At 66.7% G+C, this 17,035-nt stretch carries 16 protein-coding genes; 5 read left to right on the forward strand and 11 right to left on the reverse strand.

What is annotated here, in order from left to right; translation table 11 throughout:
* Positions 1 to 233 precede the first annotated feature (233 nt).
* Positions 234 to 1,235, forward strand: a complete 1,002-nt coding sequence (rfbB, locus tag NE2_RS03760; RefSeq protein WP_063023896.1) for a dTDP-glucose 4,6-dehydratase — start codon at positions 234 to 236, stop codon at positions 1,233 to 1,235.
* Here rfbB and NE2_RS03765 read toward each other — a convergent pair.
* Positions 1,232 to 2,833 carry a DUF2142 domain-containing protein gene (locus NE2_RS03765; RefSeq protein ID WP_084493766.1) on the reverse strand — a complete coding sequence of 534 codons (1,602 nt, stop codon included), beginning with the start codon at positions 2,831 to 2,833 and terminating at the stop codon, positions 1,232 to 1,234. The genes rfbB and NE2_RS03765 overlap by 4 nt on opposite strands.
* Positions 2,833 to 3,798, reverse strand: coding sequence for a glycosyltransferase (locus NE2_RS03770; RefSeq protein ID WP_063007002.1), 966 nt, complete (start codon positions 3,796 to 3,798; stop codon positions 2,833 to 2,835). Before NE2_RS03770 ends, NE2_RS03765 begins: the two co-directional genes overlap by 1 nt.
* Before the next feature lie 227 nt (positions 3,799 to 4,025).
* Here NE2_RS03770 and NE2_RS03775 point away from each other — a divergent pair, with 227 nt between their 5' ends.
* Both NE2_RS03775 and NE2_RS03780 read left to right on the forward strand, forming a co-directional pair.
* Positions 4,026 to 4,553, forward strand: coding sequence for a GtrA family protein (locus NE2_RS03775; protein ID WP_063023897.1), 528 nt, complete (start codon positions 4,026 to 4,028; stop codon positions 4,551 to 4,553).
* A 149-nt stretch (positions 4,554 to 4,702) separates the two neighbouring features.
* On the forward strand, positions 4,703 to 6,598 hold the full coding sequence (locus NE2_RS03780) for a glycosyltransferase (RefSeq protein WP_084493770.1): 1,896 nt from the start codon (positions 4,703 to 4,705) through the stop codon (positions 6,596 to 6,598).
* Positions 6,599 to 6,651: 53 nt separating this feature from the next.
* On the opposite strand, the gene NE2_RS03785 is transcribed toward NE2_RS03780, so the two are convergent.
* The 8 genes from NE2_RS03785 to NE2_RS03820 form a co-directional block, all read right to left on the reverse strand.
* Positions 6,652 to 7,095: a hypothetical protein gene (locus tag NE2_RS03785; RefSeq protein WP_063023898.1), complete on the reverse strand. Its 444-nt coding sequence runs from the start codon at positions 7,093 to 7,095 to the stop codon at positions 6,652 to 6,654.
* A 172-nt stretch (positions 7,096 to 7,267) separates the two neighbouring features.
* Entirely contained in the window at positions 7,268 to 8,116 is an 849-nt protein-coding gene (locus tag NE2_RS03790) for an SDR family oxidoreductase (RefSeq protein WP_063023900.1), read from the reverse strand.
* A 129-nt stretch (positions 8,117 to 8,245) separates the two neighbouring features.
* Positions 8,246 to 9,322, reverse strand: coding sequence for a ribosome small subunit-dependent GTPase A (rsgA, locus tag NE2_RS03795; protein ID WP_063023902.1), 1,077 nt, complete (start codon positions 9,320 to 9,322; stop codon positions 8,246 to 8,248).
* 293 nt (positions 9,323 to 9,615) lie between these two features.
* Positions 9,616 to 10,209 carry a DUF3824 domain-containing protein gene (locus NE2_RS03800; protein ID WP_233429655.1) on the reverse strand — a complete coding sequence of 198 codons (594 nt, stop codon included), beginning with the start codon at positions 10,207 to 10,209 and terminating at the stop codon, positions 9,616 to 9,618.
* 227 nt (positions 10,210 to 10,436) lie between these two features.
* Positions 10,437 to 11,360 carry a galactofuranosyltransferase GlfT1 gene (glfT1, locus tag NE2_RS03805; protein ID WP_063010842.1) on the reverse strand — a complete coding sequence of 308 codons (924 nt, stop codon included), beginning with the start codon at positions 11,358 to 11,360 and terminating at the stop codon, positions 10,437 to 10,439.
* A 71-nt stretch (positions 11,361 to 11,431) separates the two neighbouring features.
* Positions 11,432 to 12,238, reverse strand: coding sequence for a galactan export ABC transporter ATP-binding subunit Wzt/RfbE (wzt, locus tag NE2_RS03810; protein ID WP_030516838.1), 807 nt, complete (start codon positions 12,236 to 12,238; stop codon positions 11,432 to 11,434).
* Between the two features lie 8 nt (positions 12,239 to 12,246).
* The gene (wzm, locus tag NE2_RS03815) at positions 12,247 to 13,071 is read right to left on the reverse strand and encodes a galactan export ABC transporter permease subunit Wzm/RfbD (protein ID WP_063023904.1); all 825 of its coding nucleotides are present in this window, start codon (positions 13,069 to 13,071) and stop codon (positions 12,247 to 12,249) included.
* A 136-nt stretch (positions 13,072 to 13,207) separates the two neighbouring features.
* Positions 13,208 to 13,801 carry a bacterial proteasome activator family protein gene (locus tag NE2_RS03820; RefSeq protein WP_063024062.1) on the reverse strand — a complete coding sequence of 198 codons (594 nt, stop codon included), beginning with the start codon at positions 13,799 to 13,801 and terminating at the stop codon, positions 13,208 to 13,210.
* Positions 13,802 to 14,036: 235 nt separating this feature from the next.
* Between NE2_RS03820 and NE2_RS03825 the strand changes: the two genes are divergently transcribed.
* On the forward strand, positions 14,037 to 15,242 hold the full coding sequence (locus tag NE2_RS03825) for a cysteine desulfurase-like protein (RefSeq protein WP_063010817.1): 1,206 nt from the start codon (positions 14,037 to 14,039) through the stop codon (positions 15,240 to 15,242).
* A 42-nt stretch (positions 15,243 to 15,284) separates the two neighbouring features.
* Here the strand turns inward: NE2_RS03825 and NE2_RS03830 are convergent, their stop codons facing one another.
* Complete coding sequence (locus tag NE2_RS03830) at positions 15,285 to 16,274, reverse strand: NAD(P)H-quinone oxidoreductase (RefSeq protein WP_063023906.1); 990 nt, start codon at positions 16,272 to 16,274, stop codon at positions 15,285 to 15,287.
* A 123-nt stretch (positions 16,275 to 16,397) separates the two neighbouring features.
* On the opposite strand from NE2_RS03830, the gene NE2_RS03835 reads away from it, so the two are divergent.
* Positions 16,398 to 16,886: a MarR family winged helix-turn-helix transcriptional regulator gene (locus NE2_RS03835; RefSeq protein WP_063023908.1), complete on the forward strand. Its 489-nt coding sequence runs from the start codon at positions 16,398 to 16,400 to the stop codon at positions 16,884 to 16,886.
* Positions 16,887 to 17,035: the final 149 nt, after the last annotated feature.

Genomic DNA, 17,035 nt, shown 5'->3' on the forward strand with positions numbered 1-17,035 from the left:
ACGAGCGGTGAACCTGTTGTGTCCGTTCATTCAAATTCTGTTCACCGTCGGGTTCTTGCCGATTGTCAGGTTGCGGAAACATGCAGTATGCGTGCGGTTTTCGGACACCACCTCCAATTCGAACAAAAGGGACATAAAGCATGTGGTGTGACGAAGGTCACATCGATGTGCGCGGCCGGTGTGACTCGGTGGTGATTCGGAGCGCGTATTCGCGCCCGCGTTAGGGTGGCATCGTGCGATTGCTCGTAACCGGCGGAGCCGGATTCATCGGCGCGAACTTCGTCCATCAAACCGTGGCGGATCGTCCGGACGTCCGCATCACCGTGCTCGACGCACTGACCTATGCCGGAAATCGCGCCTCGCTGGCGCCGATCGCGGATCGAATCGAGTTCGTACACGGCGATATCGCCGATTCCGGTCTGGTGGACCGCCTGGTCTCCGCAGCCGACGCGGTGGTGCATTTCGCGGCCGAATCGCACAACGACAATTCGCTGGCCCGGCCGCGGTCGTTCGTGCAGACCAATATCGTCGGCACGTTCACCCTGCTGGAGGCCGTGCGCAAATACGATGTGCGCTACCACCACATCTCGACCGACGAGGTCTACGGCGACCTCGAAGCCGACGATCCGGCGTTCACCGAAAACACCCCTTACCAACCGTCCAGCCCGTATTCGGCGACCAAGGCCTCCAGCGATCTGCTGGTCCGTGCGTGGGTGCGCTCGTTCGGGGTGCGAGCGACGATCTCCAACTGCAGCAACAACTACGGGCCGTATCAGCATGTGGAGAAATTCATCCCGCGCCAGATCACCAATCTGATCGACGGCGTGCGACCGCGCCTCTACGGTGCCGGACATCAGATCCGGGACTGGATTCACGTCACCGATCACAATCGCGCGGTGTGGGAGATTCTCGAGCGCGGGCGCATCGGGCAGACCTATCTGATCGGCGCCGACGGTGAACTGGACAACCGGACCGTGGTGGAGTTGCTGCTCGCCGAATTCGGCCGGGACCCCGGCGATTTCGACCACGTCACCGATCGGCCCGGGCACGATCAGCGCTACGCCATCGATGCCACCCTGCTGCGCACCGAACTGGGCTGGCGGCCGCATTACGGCGATTTCCGGGCCGGACTGGCAGCGACCGTCGCCTGGTACCGCGACAACGAGGCGTGGTGGCGCCCGCAGAAGGAACACACCGAACGCGCGTACGCGGCGGCCGGCGAAAAGGTGCTCTAGCCCCAGATCAGGACGTTGTATTTGATCGCGGCCGCGGCCAGTGCGATCACGGTCGCGACCACCACCGTGATCGCGGGTCCGCGTACCGGCGTCACGCCGCGGGAATCGCTCAGGCGCAACGGCATCCACCGCAGCAGCACCGCGAATCCGGCGATCGCCAGCGGCACGAAATAGCGCCCCTGCACGCCGTCGATCATCCAGTAACCCACGGGCGTGAAGGACATGTACAGCGTCACGTAGATCATCGCCACACTGGCCAGTACGGTGAGCGCGACGATCCAGGTGCGCCACCGGTTACCGGTCAGCCGATCCGCGATTCCGACGCTCACCGCCAATGCCAGCAGGCAGGCCAGGATCGACAGCGCGGGAACGTCCACATAGGCGAATCCGAGCTCGCCGAAGAATTGGGTGAACCATTTCTCGTCCCGGTACCAGATGCTGTCACCGAAAGTATTGGCGAAATGCACCGGATTCGAAAGAATTTCGTGCAGCTGATCGCCCGGACGCACCGAATGCCATTCCGCCGGCTTGCGCATCAGCCCCATACCGTCGCCGGTCGGCGCGGCGATCTTCATCCATACCGCGAACAGGATCGCGCCCAGCGCCGCGAAACACCACGGTAGCCAGCGCAGCACCTTCCCGAAGCCGTACTGCCCGGCGGGAATCAGCACCACCAGCATGGCGAGGATGACGTAGGTCGGCTTGCTCAGCGGCAGCGCCAGCGTCGCCGCCAATGCGGCCGCCGCCTCCGGCTTCGTCAGCCGGGTGTCGAGGAAGACGCCCTTCACCACCAGGCACGACACCAGGACGGCCAGGGCGTTGGTGACGGTGTCGGCGGTGACCGTACCCGCCTGGAACAGGGCGATCGGCAGCACCGCGACCGTGAAGGCCAGCCACTGGATCCGGAACGCCCGCAGCGCCCGCAGCGCGAATGCCACGATCACCAGATAGGCGAGCAATCCGGCCAGCCGGGTGAGCAGCACCGTATCGCCGACATCGAGCCCGATGGCCTGCGCCAGCCGAATGCCTACGGCCGCGGGCACATACGGCAGCGGGGAGTAGGCGGCGGTGTTGGTGAACCACATCTGCTTGGTCGCGGTCGTGGTCACAGGCGCGGAACCCAGCCGGTCGTAGGCGGTTTCGTCGGTGGCGAGCAGGGCCGGCTCGGTCGGGTGACGGTTGTAGTCGGTGAAGGCGTAGCCCATCAGCCCGTCGATGCTCAACGGGATCTGGCCGCCGTAGGAGACGCCGCGGTCGTCGGTGATCCGTTCGGGGGTGAACCCGCCGTGCGCCACCTGATACGCGCGGCCGAACTGCGTGATCTCGTCATGACCCCAGAACGGCGGCGTGATGGTCGCGAACACGATGCCGAAGACGCCCGCCACGAGGACGAATACGGCCGCGGCCGGTCCGAGGTGGCGTGCGACGGGGGACCAGGCGCGCCGGAGCGGACGCGCGGGCCGTCGCTCCTCGGCGGCCCGGCTGCTTCCGTGGCTCACCTCGTCGCGCGTCGGCTGTTCGGTATCGGCTTCGCCGGTCACGGCGCCGGGGTCGGAGGCCTGCCTGTCGGAGGCCTCCTTGTCGGCCTGGGTCGTCATCAGTGTGCCTGCCGGACCTGCTCGGGCGTTTCGACGCCGACGGCCGAATACCGCAGGTACATCAGGCGGGCGGCCTCGTGCCGGGACCGGCGGATGCCGTCGAGGATCAGACCGGCGGTCCACGCCAGGCTGCCCAGCAGCAGCAGCGTGAAGCCGAGGAACAGCGTCGGGAACCGCGGCACCTGGTGGATTTCGTAGAACTGGATCACGATCGGCACGATCAGAATGATCGAGATCAGCCAGGCCAGCGTCCCGAACAGCCCGTAGAACGCGACCGGACGTTCGTGCCGGGCCAGGCCGAAGATCAGGCCCAGGATCTTGAATCCGTCGTGGTAGGTGCGCAGCTTGGATTCACTGCCCTCCGGCCGATCGCGGAATCCCACCCGCACCGAGGTCTGCGGCACCCGCAGATGCAGCGAATGCACGGTCAATTCGGTTTCGATCTCGAATTCGCGCGACACCGCGGGGAAACTCTTCACGAAGCGACGGGAGAACACCCGGTAGCCGGAGAGCATATCTTCGACGTTCTCGCCGAACACCTTGCCGACCACGCCGTTGAGCACGCGGTTACCGGCTTCGTGGCCCGCGCGGTAGGCCTGCGTGCCCTCGTCCTCTTTCCGCACGCCGAGGACGTGGTCGTAGGGGCCGGACAGCAGCGCCTCGATCATCTTCGGAGCGGCGAAGGCGTCGTAGGTGTCGTCGCCGTCGATCATCAGGTAGACATCGGCCTCGATATCGGCGAACGCGCGCCGGACCACGTTGCCCTTGCCCTTGACGGTCTCGGTGCGCACGATCGCGCCCGCCTCGCGGGCACGTTCGGCGGTGGCGTCCGTGCTGCGGTTGTCGTAGACGTAGACGTCGATGCCCGGCACGGCAGCCTTGAGGTCCGTGACGACCTTGGCGACCGCAGCCTCCTCGTTGTGGCAGGGCACGACTGCGGCGATGCGAAGCTCGGTGGGGTTCACCCCGTCAATCCCTCATTTGATCGGCCGATGAAATACGGAACACCGGGAGGGTACAGGTCGGCGCCCGACCCGCGCCCGCTAACCCTCACTGTGTCGGCTGCGGGCCGGTGTGCCGGCCCCGACCTCGCGCCCTGTGCATCCGCTGTGGGCCGTCCGATCACACCCGCGGCGAGCCGCACTCCACCTGCATCACGCGGTGGGGAACCCGGGTGCGGTACCGTCGCCGGGTGGCCAGCAGTGAGACGGCGACCGAACCGGTCGATCGAACCGGCGATAGCTTGCGACACAAGGTCGTCACCGCCTTGCGGCAGGGATCGGCCTTTCTGGTGGTCGGCGCGATCGGCTTTCTCGTCGACGCCGGAACCTACAATGTGCTGGTCTTCTGGGGCGGCGACGGCGTACTGAATCACGCGCCGCTGCTCGCGAAGATCATCTCGATTCTGGTGGCCACGGTGGTCACGTATTTCGGCAACAAATGGTGGACTTTCGCGCACAAGCAAGGCGGCAGTCCCGCTCGCGAATATCTGCTGTACACCGTTTTCAATGTGGTTGCCATCGGATTGCAGCTCGGATGTCTCGGATTCTCCCGATATGTGCTGCACCTGTCCTCCCCGCTGGCGGACAACATCTCCGGCACCCTGATCGGCCAGATCGTGGCGGTGGTTTTCCGCTACTGGGCCTACGACACTTTCGTCTTCGCCGAGTCCCGCTCGGGTCGGGATTTGCGGGACACCCGCACCCGGTCGGGCCGATGATCGTGCTTCGCAATTGTCGATCACCGGCCCTCCGGTCGGACTCCGCGACATGAGACGGACATAATGGGTATCGCTCGCACCGAGCCCGCACTTGACCGCGCCCGCGCCGTATTCGGCGCCATCGGACACTGTTTACGAGGGATTCCACCATGGATCAGTCGGCTGGCCAGGCCGTGACCGCAACCGAGAACGATCCGCGGATCGCCGAGCCCGCACCCGGCGCCCTGCGGACCGAGCACCGCGCCCCCGACCGCCTGGTTCTGGCCCGCGGCATCTTCACCGGCCCGGCGCCCAAGATCAGCGACGAACTGTATGCGGTGGTCAAGGGCAAATCGCATCGCGAACGGCTGTCGCTGCGGCTGGAAAAGGGCGCGCACGCCCACACCAACACCTATTTCGGCCGGTTCGCGGCCAGCTACTGGCAGCGCTGGACGACGGTGACCGAGGTCGAGGTCTCGATGCGGGTCGCGGTCGGCGACCGGGCCCGGATCCGGCTGGCCGCCTCCGATATCGCCGGGCACCGGCGCATCATCGACTCCGCGGATGTGGATTCCGACGGGACGGTCACCCTGCGGGCCCCGCTGGATCAGTACGTGGACGGCGGTGCGCTGTGGGTCGAATTCGATGCTGTCGGAGGCGAACTCGCGATCGGTGAGCTCACTTGGACCGCCGCCGCTCCGGATCGGGTCCGCCCGGTCGCGATCGCGATCTGCACCTTCAACCGGGCCGAGGACTGCGCGCACACGGTCGCCGCACTCGCCTCGGATCCGGAGGTGCTGGCCGCCATCGACGCGGTGTACGTGGTCGACCAGGGCACCGACCTGGTCTCGGACCGGGAGTTGTTCCAGCAGACGCAGCCGCTCTTCGGTGACAAACTGCGCTACATCCGGCAGCCGAATCTCGGCGGTGCGGGCGGATTCACCCGCGGGTTGTACGAGGTGTCGGCGGCGAACGAGCACGCCGACGTCATCCTGATGGACGACGACATCCTCTGCGAGCCCGAAACGGTGTTGCGGCTCAACGCCTTTGCCAATCTCACGGTGGAGCCGACGCTGGTCGGCGCGCAGATGCTGTTCCTGCTGAACCCCGACTATCTCAACGTCGGCGCCGAGGAGGTACACCTGAACGAGCTGCGGCACGGTCAGAAGGTGCCCAAGGCGTTGCGCAACACCAGCATGCTCAAGCGCAATCAGGAGCGCCGCGTCGACGCCGGCTACAACGCCTGGTGGACCTGCCTGATCCCGGCCGAGGTGGTGGCCCGGATCGGACTGCCGCTGCCGATCTTCTTCCAGTGGGACGACGTCGAATACGGCGTCCGCGCCCGCGAGGCGGGATTCGTGACCGTGACGCTGCCGAATGCGGCGGTCTGGCACGCGGACTTCTACTGGAAGGATTTCGACGACTGGGCGCGCTACTTCAGCATGCGCAATTCGCTCATCGTCAGCTCCATGCACACCGATCTCGATCCGAAGGCGGTGACCCGCAAGCTGTTCCGTGAGATCGCGGAATACCTGGTGGGTATGCAGTACGGCCTCGCGCACACCACGCTGCAGGGCATCGAGGACTTCCTGCAGGGCCCGAAGATCCTGCGCGACGGCGGAATTCAGGCTTTGGCCACCGCTCGCACCAGCCGCGCCGACTACGGCGAGACCAAGAAGCACGCGGCCGCGACCGCACCGGTCCGGCAGTCGGACATCCAGCTCCGCCGCGCCGGCGGTGAACCGAGCCGGCCGCTGCTGGTGCTGGTCAAGCGCGCGATCCAGCAGTGGACCGGGCGTACCCAGCACGGCGTCGTGGGCGTCACCCGCGAGGATGCGCACTGGTGGCACCTGGCGCTGTTCGACCACGTCGTGGTCACCGACGCCTCCCAGTCCGGCGTGCGAATCCGACAGCGCGACAAGGAGAAAGCTCGCGCCCTGCTGCTGCGCACCCTCCGAGTCCTGCGCCGGCTGCGCCGCGAACTCCCGGAGCTGAGCCGGCAGTACCGGGCGGCCGCGCCGGAACTGACCAGCCGCGAGAACTGGGAACGGCTGTACGGCATCTGATTCGCGTGCCCGCCCGGTAAGTCACCGGGCGGGCCTCGGCGAATTCTCCGCGTTCAGCGGCCGAACGAGCCCGTCGGAGGCGGCGGTGGATTGTTGTCGACCACTGCGCCGAGATATCGGTACGAGGTCGGGTAGGTCGGCTCCGGAGGGTCCGGGACGAACCGCATCGGCGGCTGGTTCCAGGTGCCGTCGGGTTGCACTTCGGGCGGCGGGGTCTCCCAGTGGCCCGGGCCGCTCACCAGCGGGCATCCGTCGTTGATGCGGGCGTCACCGTGCGGCGTCACCCACGCCGTGCCCCGGGCGGTGCCACCCATACCCGAGCACACCACCTCGGCATCCACCCGGTAGGTGTCGTCGTTGTCGTTGTGACAGCCGGCCCGGTCGCAGAACACACCGGGTGAGACCTCGACGGCCGATGCTCCGGCCGCGCCCCCGATCAGCGTGCTCGCGGCGACGGCCGATACGACCGCGACGCCGAAAATCCAGCGGTACCCCATCGCGAATCAACTCCCCTCGATATCGCTGCCGGGAACTCTACCCCGCACGGCCGAAAACCGTTGTGGCATCTTCGCGCTCCTGTCGACAGCCCGACCCGAGGACCAACCTATCGGCGCAGGATCGGGCTGTCGGTAGTGGCAACACCACTGTGTTCGCGGAGTGCGGACCGGCTTACAGGAACAGGTCCGTGGTCAGCGGCCCGTCACCGGGGACTACGCGGTACTTGTCCAGATCGGTGATGCCGTGCGCGTTCAGCACTTCGTCGTCGATGAAGAAGTTGCCGGTGGTGTCCTTGGCGGGAGAGGTGAGGACCAGGTACGCGGCGTCGGCGTAGATGTCGGGGGTGCGGGAGGTCTGGACCATTTCCTCACCGCCGAGCAGGTTGCGGACCGCGGCGGTGGCGATCGTCGTGCGCGGCCACAGCGAGTTCACGCCGATGCCGTACTTGCGCAGTTCCTCGGCCAAACCCAAAGTGGTGAGCGACATTCCGTACTTGGCGATGGTGTAGCCCAGCGAGCTGCCCGCCCATTTCGGGTCGAGGTTCAGCGGCGGCGACAGGGTGAGGATGTGCGGGTTGCGCCCGGCCTCGGCCGATTCCTTCAGTGCCGGGATGCTGGTCTTGGACAGCAGGAAACTGCCGCGGCAGTTGATGTCCTGCATCAGGTCGTACTTCTTCATCGACAGCGTCTCGGTCGGTGACAGATCGATCGCCGAGGCGTTGTTGACGACGATATCGATACCGCCGAACCGCTCCACGGTCTGCCGCACGGCTTCGGCGACGCCCTCGTCGTCGCGCACATCACCGACGAATTTGTGCACCCGCCCGCCCGCGGCCTCGAGCTCCTCGGCGGCGGTGTGGATCGTGCCCGGAAGTTTCGGATGCGGCTGATCGGTCTTGGCGATCAGCGTGATGTTCGCACCGTCGGCGGCGGCCCGCTTGGCGATCTCCAGGCCGATACCGCGGCTGCCGCCCGACATGATCATGGTGCGGCCGGCCAGTGGCTTACCAGCTTCGGTCATATCCCTGCTCCCATCTGTGCGATCACCCCGGGCTCCATGATCGGCGATGCCGTGGAGGCCGGGGTGCTGAACTACCCGATTCGCACAGTAGGGCACCGAGTGATGCTATGCAACCAGTTGCATAGCAGGTCAGCGCCGATGGCGACGAGGATCACGTTCCTTGTACATTCGCCGCTGCGATTTGCTGATGTCGCGCCACACCCGCTCCCGTTCGGCCCGCAACCGCGCATCGCTGCGGGCGGCGAGCCGCTCGTTCTCGCGCTGCAATTTGCGATAGCTGTCCAGTCGTCGCTGCGGCAGGTCGCCGCTCCGGATGGCCGCGAGGATCGCGCATCCGGGTTCGGTGCGGTGGTCGCAGTCGGAGAATCGGCACTGCGCTGCCAGCGATTCGATATCGGTGAAGGTCCGGGCCAGACCCTGTTCGGCATCCCACAGACCGATCGCCCGGAGCCCCGGCGTGTCGATCAGAGTTCCGCCGCCGGGAATTGGCCGCAACTCGCGATGCACCGTGGTGTGCCGCCCGCGCTTGTCCGAGGCGCGAACCCCGTCCGTCGCGAAGACTTCCTCGCCCAGCAGCGCATTCGCCAGGGTCGACTTACCGGCGCCGGACGATCCGATCAGCGCGACCGTTCCGGCCGCCACCGCGCGCAGCCCATCCATACCGGCGTCGGTCGTTGCCGAGACGGCCAGCACCGCCGCACCCGGCCCGGCGGCACGCACCTCGGACAGCGAAATATCCGGCGCCAGATCGCATTTCGTCAGCACCACCAGCGGCTGCGCACCGGACTCCCAGACCAGGGCCAGCATCCGCTCGATGCGACCCAGGTCGATCTCGCCGTCGGCGGCGACACAGATCGCGACGGTATCCACATTGGTGGCCAGCACCTGCGCGTCGGAACGTCCGGATACCGTCGCGCGCTGCAGAATCGTGCGGCGCGGCAACAACTTTCGTACCGTGAACGGCGGGCCGCCGGACGTGTCGGCCGGTGCGATGGCGACCCAGTCACCGGTACACAGGCCGTTGATGTTGGTATCCGCCCGCGGACAGGAAGCGCGGGCGAGCCCATCGGGCGTCGCGACATCGCATTCACTGCGATCCATCCGGATCACGCGGGCCGGGACCCAGCCGGTATCGAGCAGTCCTGTGTACGCGGCGGAGAGGTCGGCGGTCCAGCCGTAAGGAATGAGACGGTCGTAATCGACCATGAGGGGAGACATCCTTCGTCGGGCACCGAGCCCGCGAAGGGCTCAGTGCATGGGGAGAAGAGTGGAAATACGTGCGGCGGAGCGCTTCTCGGTCTGATACCGGGCTCCGGCCGCGACAATCCGACTGTCGACGTTCACGTATTCCACCTCCTCGACCCTCTCGTGTCTCGCTACTCGGTTCGGTCGCGTGCGCAACCGGATGGATAAACGATGACAGCCCGCCGCGCGGGCCGCAACGTATTTTCCGGGCCTACGTCTTCTTTTCCGGGCCTACGTCTTCGCGGGCTGCGCGATCAGAGCGAGCAGGCGATCAGCAACTGCAGCAGGATTAACACCCCGACCACGCCGAGGCTGATGTAGGACACGATCGCACCCGGCGCGGCCTGCGGCACCGGCCCGATCGCGCCGTTGATGAAGGCGATAGCGGGCGATTTGTAATACACGTGGGTGCTGTGGCCCTCGGCGACCGGCACGGTCGTCTCGGCCGGTCCCATATCCCACAGCCACTTGGTCGCCACTCGGACGTGGTGCTGCCCGGGACCGACCGGAATGTGGGTTTGTCCCCACTTCGCCATCGGCACCTCCATGCCGTTGACGATGATCTTCGGGCCGGTCAGCGCGAGCAGGAATCCCAGCGGGAAGTACGAGGCGTCGACGACGATGCCCTGCGGTCCGGGCTGCGGCTGGAACTGCACCGCCGGGCCGTAGGGCCCGTATTGGCCTTGCGGCGCAACGGGATTGGGTGCACCGTAGGGCGCCGGCCCGCCGTTGAACTGCTGCTGACCGGGATACGGTTGCGCCCCGTACGGATTCGCCGGCGGCTGGCCGTAGGGCTGCGGCGGAGCCGGGGGAGCGCCCCACCCCGGCGCCTGATGCGGCTGGGACACGTTGTGCGGCTGGGGAATATGTGGCTGCGAGCCCGCGTGCGGCTGCGGATATCCCGGTGCGGCAACGGCTCCGCTACCGCCGTGCGGCGGCGGCGCGCTATAGGGACCGTTCGGCTGCGGCGGGGGATACGGCTGTGCACCGTTCGGTTGGAATGGTTGCCCATAGGGTGGCTGCCCACCGTAGGGGTTGCTCACAGCCGTTACCTCCTCATGCGAAAAGCACTGATCTAACCGGGTTTATGGAACTGCTCGCGTCGCCCCAGACGCCGCAGTCGCAACCATTCTCGCAGACCGGCCGGATCTTTTTGCTGTACGAGGAAGAACCAGGAGAACCGCGCCCATTCCTGGGGTAGCAGTTTCCGCATCCCGGGCTGTGCCATCAGATAGCCACGGTTGCGGTAGGTGAAATAGCGTTTGACCGGATCGTCCGGATATTGGGTGTGCATGCGGCCGCCGAGAATCGGCTTGAATTCCGCCGACCCGTTCGGGTGCAGATACGCCGTCTGCAAACAGGTTCCGAACGGCAGGCCCGAGCGCACCAGCCGCCGGTGCACCTCCACCTCGTCGCCGCGCACGAACAGCCGCAGATCCGGCACACCGATCACCTCGAGCGCCTCGGCGGAGATCAGGGCGCCGTTGAACAGCGACGCTATACCGGGCAGGAAGTCCTCGTCACCGAGTTCGGACCGCAGCCGCCGCCACACCACGCCGCGGCGCAGCGGAAATGCCAGCCGATCCGGATCATCGATATCGGCCACCACCGGCGAGACCTCCGAAAGGCCGTGGCGCTCGGCGCAATCGAGCAACTTCTCGAGCACGTCCGGACCCTCGGGGCGGCCGTCGTCGTCGGCCAGCCACACCCAGTCCGCGCCCATGGTCAGCGCGTGCAGCATGCCGAGGGCGAAGCCCCCCGCACCACCCAGGTTGTGTTCGGAACCCAGATAGGTGGATTCGATCGGCTGTTCTTCCACCAGCTCGCCGACCTCGGGCTCGTTGCCGTTGTCGATGACGATCAAATGGTCGATCGGGCGGGTCTGCGCGGCGAGCACCTTCAGCGATTCGCTCAGCAGTTCCCGGCGTTTGTGGGTCACGACCACCGCGATGATCCGGGCCACTCCGCTGTCCGCGGACGAGGCCGCCTGATCACTCATGTCCATATCCTTGTTCTCTGGGACATGCCCCCTCCGCGCTCGACCGCCCATGTCCGGGTCTGCGGCGGTGGTCATGCGGGATTGCGTTCGAGTTCGAGCTCACGCAGGATCTGCTTCACGTGATCGCCCGCCTCGGGGCCCTCGTACGCGCGCACCACATCCTCGATATCACCCTGCATGCGCAGCGTGCCGTGGTCGATCCACATTGCGGTATCGCACAATTGGGCCAGGAATTCGTTGGAATGACTGCAGAACACCAGGATTCCGGAGCGCGCCACCAGATCGCGCAGCCGGTTGCGGGCCTTCTTCATGAATTCCGCGTCGACCGCGCCGATACCCTCGTCCAGCAGCAGGATCTCCGGATCGATCGAGGTCACCACGCCCATCGCCAGCCGCACCCGCATACCGGTGGAATAGGTGCGCAGCGGCATGTTCAGGTATTCACCGAGTTCGGTGAAGTCGGCGATCTCGTCGACCTTGGCGAGCATCTGCTTGCGGGTCTGACCGAGGAACAGCCCGCGGATGATGATGTTCTCGTAGCCGGAGATCTCCGGATCCATACCGACGCCGAGGTCGAACACCGGCGCCACCCGGCCACGCACGCGCGCGCTGCCGCGGGTGGGCTCGTAGATGCCCGAGAGCAGCCGCAGCAGTGTCGACTTCCCGGCGCCGTTGTGGCCCACCAGGCCGACCCGGTCACCCTCCTTCAGCGACAGCGTGATGTCGCGCAGGGCCTCGACCACGACCACATCGGACTGATTGCGGCCGATGGATCCGCCGGCCTTGCCCAGGAACGCCTTCTTCAGCGACCGTGACTTCGCGTCGAAGATGGGAAACTCCACCCACGCCTGGTGGGTTTCGATGCTTACTCCGGTCATAACGTCCTCTACACCCAGTACGGCACGCGGGAACGGTATTGCTTCAACGCCAGGATCGCCACCGCCCAGCCGACCGCGGTGATCACACCGACGACCAGCCACGACCGCACCTGCACCGGATCGCCGAGCAGGGGTGCGCGCACGATCTCGAGATAGTGGTAGGTCGGCACCAGCTCGACCAGCTTGGCCCGCTCGCTCACCGCCCCGCCCTGGTCGTGCAGCGACTTCGTGGTCCACATGACCGGAGTCAGCACGAACAGCATCAGAGTCATGCTGCCCAAAATCGGGGCGATGTCGCGGTAGCGGGTGGAGAAGATGCCGAAGACGATCGACACCCACGCCGAATTCAGGAACACCAGCGCGATCGCCGGAATCGCCAGCAGCACGGACCAGTCCAGATGTTCCCAGACGCCGAAGGCCACCAGCATGACCAGATAGATCACGATGTTGTGGGCGAAGAACAGGAACTGCCGCCACACCAGCCGATAAACGTGCACGCTCAGCGCCGAGGGCAGCTGTTTGATCAGCCCCTCGTTGGCGATGAACACGTCCGAGCCCTCGAGGATGCTGGCGTTGATCACGTTCCAGATGATCAGGCCGACTGTGACGTACGGCAGATACGTCCACAGGTCCTGATTCAGGATCGCCGCGTAGAGGACACCCATCGCGGCCGCCTGCACGCCGGTGGCGATGGTGATCCAGAACGGGCCGATCACCGATCGCCGGTATCGCTGCTTGATGTCCTGCCAACCCAGCTGTAGCCACAGCTCACGCTGAGTGAACCCCTCGCGGAGGTCTTTGAAGGCCCGCGGGAATGTTTGCGCATCCGACATCAGGGGCACCGTGGCGTCGGCCGGGCGTTCGGCTGTGGCCGAATCGGCAGGGGCAGCTGCTGGCACAGTGCACGACTGTAGCGCAGAGCCGATCCCCGCCGGTGGGGGCTCGAGGGTATCCGATGATCAGCGGTGTTCAGAGGTACTGACCGCCTCCGGTGACCGATCCACCCTGTCCGCCTTCGCGCGGGATGTGCGCGCCCGGCGGCAGAGCGTGACGCATCTGCTCGAGCTGTGCGCGGGCCGCCATCTGCTGGGCGAACAGCGCGGTCTGAATACCGTGGAACAGACCCTCCAGCCAGCCGACCAGCTGGGCCTGGGCGATCCGCAGTTCCGCATCGGACGGCACGGACTCCTCGCTGAACGGCAGCGCGAGCCGCTCGAGTTCGTCGCGCAGCTCGGGGGAGAGACCCTGCTCGAGCTCGTGCACCGAGGTCTTGTGGATCTCTTTGAGCCGGTTGCGGCTGGCATCGTCCAGCGGAGCCGCGCGTACCTCCTCGAGCAGCTGCTTGATCATGGTGCCGATCCGCATCACCTTCGCGGGCTGCTCGACCATATCGGCGAGCGACTCTTCGCCGCCGGTCTGTGCGCCCTCGGCGGCGGTCTCGCCCTCGCCGACCACCTGCCCGGCGAACGGCGCCTCACCCTGGGCGCCCGCCGGAATGACCAGCGGCCGCCCCTCGGGTCCGATCACCACGATGGAATCCGGTGCTCCGTCCGATTGCGTCATGGGATCCATGATGTCTGGTTCCCGCGCGGAGCGCTAAGTGAACGACGCATCGCCCGGTGGGGGCCCGGTGCCGGAACGGGGTATGCGGTCCGATTTCGGGCGGAAGTATTCTGTTGCGGTTCTGTCCGCCTCGTGTGTGGTTCGGTTTGTGAAAGTCGGTTGCCATGTCGCGTGATATCGCATTGGGTCGGCGCACGGTTCCGCCGACTTGCCCGCTGCCCTTAGAGTGGCCAGCATGACTTACGACGTCGCGAGGGTTCGGGGGTTGATACCGTCCCTGGGCGACGGCTGGATCCATCTGGACCCCCAGGCAGGAATGCTGGTCCCGGATTCGGTATCGCGCGCCGTGTCAACCGGTTTCCGGACCTCTGCTTTTTCGCATACCAATCGTCATGCCGCCGCGCGCCGCAGTGGTGCCATTCTCGACGCGGCCCGGGAGGCGGTCGCCGATCTCGTCGGTGGCGATCCGGCGGGTGTCGTCCTCGGCCCGGACCGGGCCGTCCTGCTGGCGTGGTTGGCCGAATCGCTGAGTTCGCGGCTCGGGCTCGGCACCGGCATCGTGCTCTCGCGCCTGGACGACGAGGCCAATGTGGCCCCGTGGCTGCGCATCGCCAACCGCTACGGCGCCCATGTGCGCTGGGCCGAGGTGGAGATCGAAACCTGCGAGATGCCGGCCTGGCAGTTCGAGGAACTGATCGGCCCGACCGCGCGACTGGTCGCCGTCACCGCCGCCTCGCCGATCGTCGGTTCCGCGCCCGCGGTCCGGGTCGCCGCCGACCGGGTGCACGAGGTGGGCGGACTGCTGGTGGCCGACTGTTTCGGCGCGGCGCCCTATGCCCTGATCGACATCGACGAACTCAATGCCGACGTCGTCGCTCTCTCCGCGCCGGCCTGGGGTGGTCCGCAGATCGGCGCGCTGGTGTTCCGTGATCCGGCATTCCTGGATCGCATTCCCTCGATGTCGCTCAACCCCTACGCCAAGGGCGCCGAGCGGCTCGAGGTCGGCGGACATCAGTACGCGTTGCTGGCGGGGCTGACCACCTCCATCGACTATCTCGCCGGACTGGACGAACAGGCCACCGGCAGCCGCCGGGAGCGGCTGGAGATATCGATCACCTCGCTGCAGGACTATCACGACCAGCTGTTCGAACATCTCATGGAGGTGCTCGACGCGGTCCCGGATCTGACCGTGATCGGCCGCGCGTCCACCCGCATTCCCACGGTCAGCTTCACCATCGCGGGGATGCAGGCGGAGAAGATCTCCGCCGAGCTCGCCGACCACCGCATCGGCACGGTCAGCGGCGCGCACGGCGGGAGCCGCCTGCTCGACGCCCTGGGCGTCAACGACGAGGGCGGCGCGGTCACCCTCGGATTGGCGCCCTACACAACGAAATTCGAGATCGAACAGCTCGGCCGGGCGCTGAACTCGCTGGAGAAGTAGGCGGCCGTCCGGCGCACGGTCGCCGACGGGTGCCGCGGACGTTCACGCCTGATCGATGCGCAGGATCACCTTGCCGACGGTCTCGGCCGAATCGAGCAGTCCGTGGGCGTGCGCCGCCTCCGTGACCGGGACCTCGGCATGTACCACCGGTACCACCGCGCCCTCCGCGATCAGCGGCCACAGATGGCGCCGCAACTCCGCGATGATCTCGGCCTTACTCGACCGCCCGGTGCCCGGCCGCTTACGCAGATTGGTGGCATGGATGGTGCCGCGCTTCCCGAGCAGCTCCGCCAGATTCAGCTCGCCCTTCGCTCCGCCCTGCATGCCGATCACGCACAGCTGCCCGTCCTCGGCGAGGGCGGTGACGTTGCGCGGCAGGTATTTCGCGCCCATATTGTCGAGAATGATATCGGCGCCACCCAATTCGCCGACGACTTCCACGAAATCCTGTTCGCGATAATTGATTCCGATGCTCGCACCCAATTCGGCGCAGCGATCCAATTTGTATTGCGAACCGGCGGTCACCGCGACGCGCGCACCGCGATTCACCGCGACCTGAATGGCGTGGGTGCCGATTCCGCTACCGCCGCCGTGGACGAGTAACAGTTGGCCGGCGTGTAATCCGGCGCGCATCACCAGATTCGACCACACGGTGGCGGCTACCTCCGGAAGTGCCGCCGCCGCAGCCAGATCCAGGCCCTCGGGCACCGGCAGCACCTGACTCGCGGCGACCACCACGCGCTGGGCGTAGCCCCCGCCGGACAGCAGCGCGCACACCCGGTCGCCCGGCCGCAGATCCCGTACGCCCGCGCCGATCTCGGCCACAACGCCCGACACCTCGAGGCCCAGAATGTCGCTCGCGCCCGGCGGAGGCGGATAGAAGCCCTGGCGCTGCAACAGATCCGCGCGATTGACCCCGGCGGCCACGACGTCGATCGCCACCTCGCCCGGCCCGGGCGGCGGCAGATCCGGCACCTCCGCCCAGCGGATCACCTCGGGCCCACCGAAACCGTCCAATGTCACCGCGTACATACCCCGACTCTATGTGCTCGCCGCGCTGGAACGGGTGCGGCTGTGGATCCGATCCGGGTGATCTTGTCCGCGGGTCGCTGACCAGGCGACATTGCTTCCATTCGGGCCCAATAGAATGGCGCCATGGCTTACGAACCGAGTGGTCACCCGGCAACGCCGCCGTGGTTGAGCTCGGCACAGCAGCGGGCGTGGCGCGCCTTCATGGACGGGCACCAGCGTCTGATGGTGGAGCTCAACCGCCAGCTCCAGGCCGACAGCGATATGAGCCTGCCCGAATACCGCATCCTGGTGATGCTCTCCGAGGCTCCGGGCGGTTCGCTGCGGATGAGTGATCTCGCCGACGGCGTCCTGTCCTCGCGCAGCCGCCTCACCCACCAGATCCGCCGCATGGAGGATCAGGGCATGGTCCGCCGCACCAGCTGCGAAGAGGACGGCCGCGGCGTCCGCGCCCACCTCACGGAGGAAGGTATGCGCCGCCTGCGCGCCGCCGCCCCCGGCCACGTAGCCGCGGTCCGCCGAACCTTCGTCGACCTGCTCAGCCCCGAAGAACTCACCGCCATCGGCGACGCCTTCGACCGAGTGAACACCAAAACCGACCCCCGCCGGAGTTGATCGGGGACGTTGGTCCCGCGAAAGTCCTCGCTACCTCCGCGATAGTCATGTCGCTCGGCGCCGTGGCGGCGCCCATCGCCTCCGCCGACAGCGCTTCCGATACCACGGCGAAACCGATCGCCATCTGCATCACCATCCCGTTGCCGGGA

The sequence above is a fragment of the Nocardia elegans NBRC 108235 genome (genome assembly GCF_001612845.1).
Lineage (GTDB): Bacteria > Actinomycetota > Actinomycetes > Mycobacteriales > Mycobacteriaceae > Nocardia > Nocardia nova.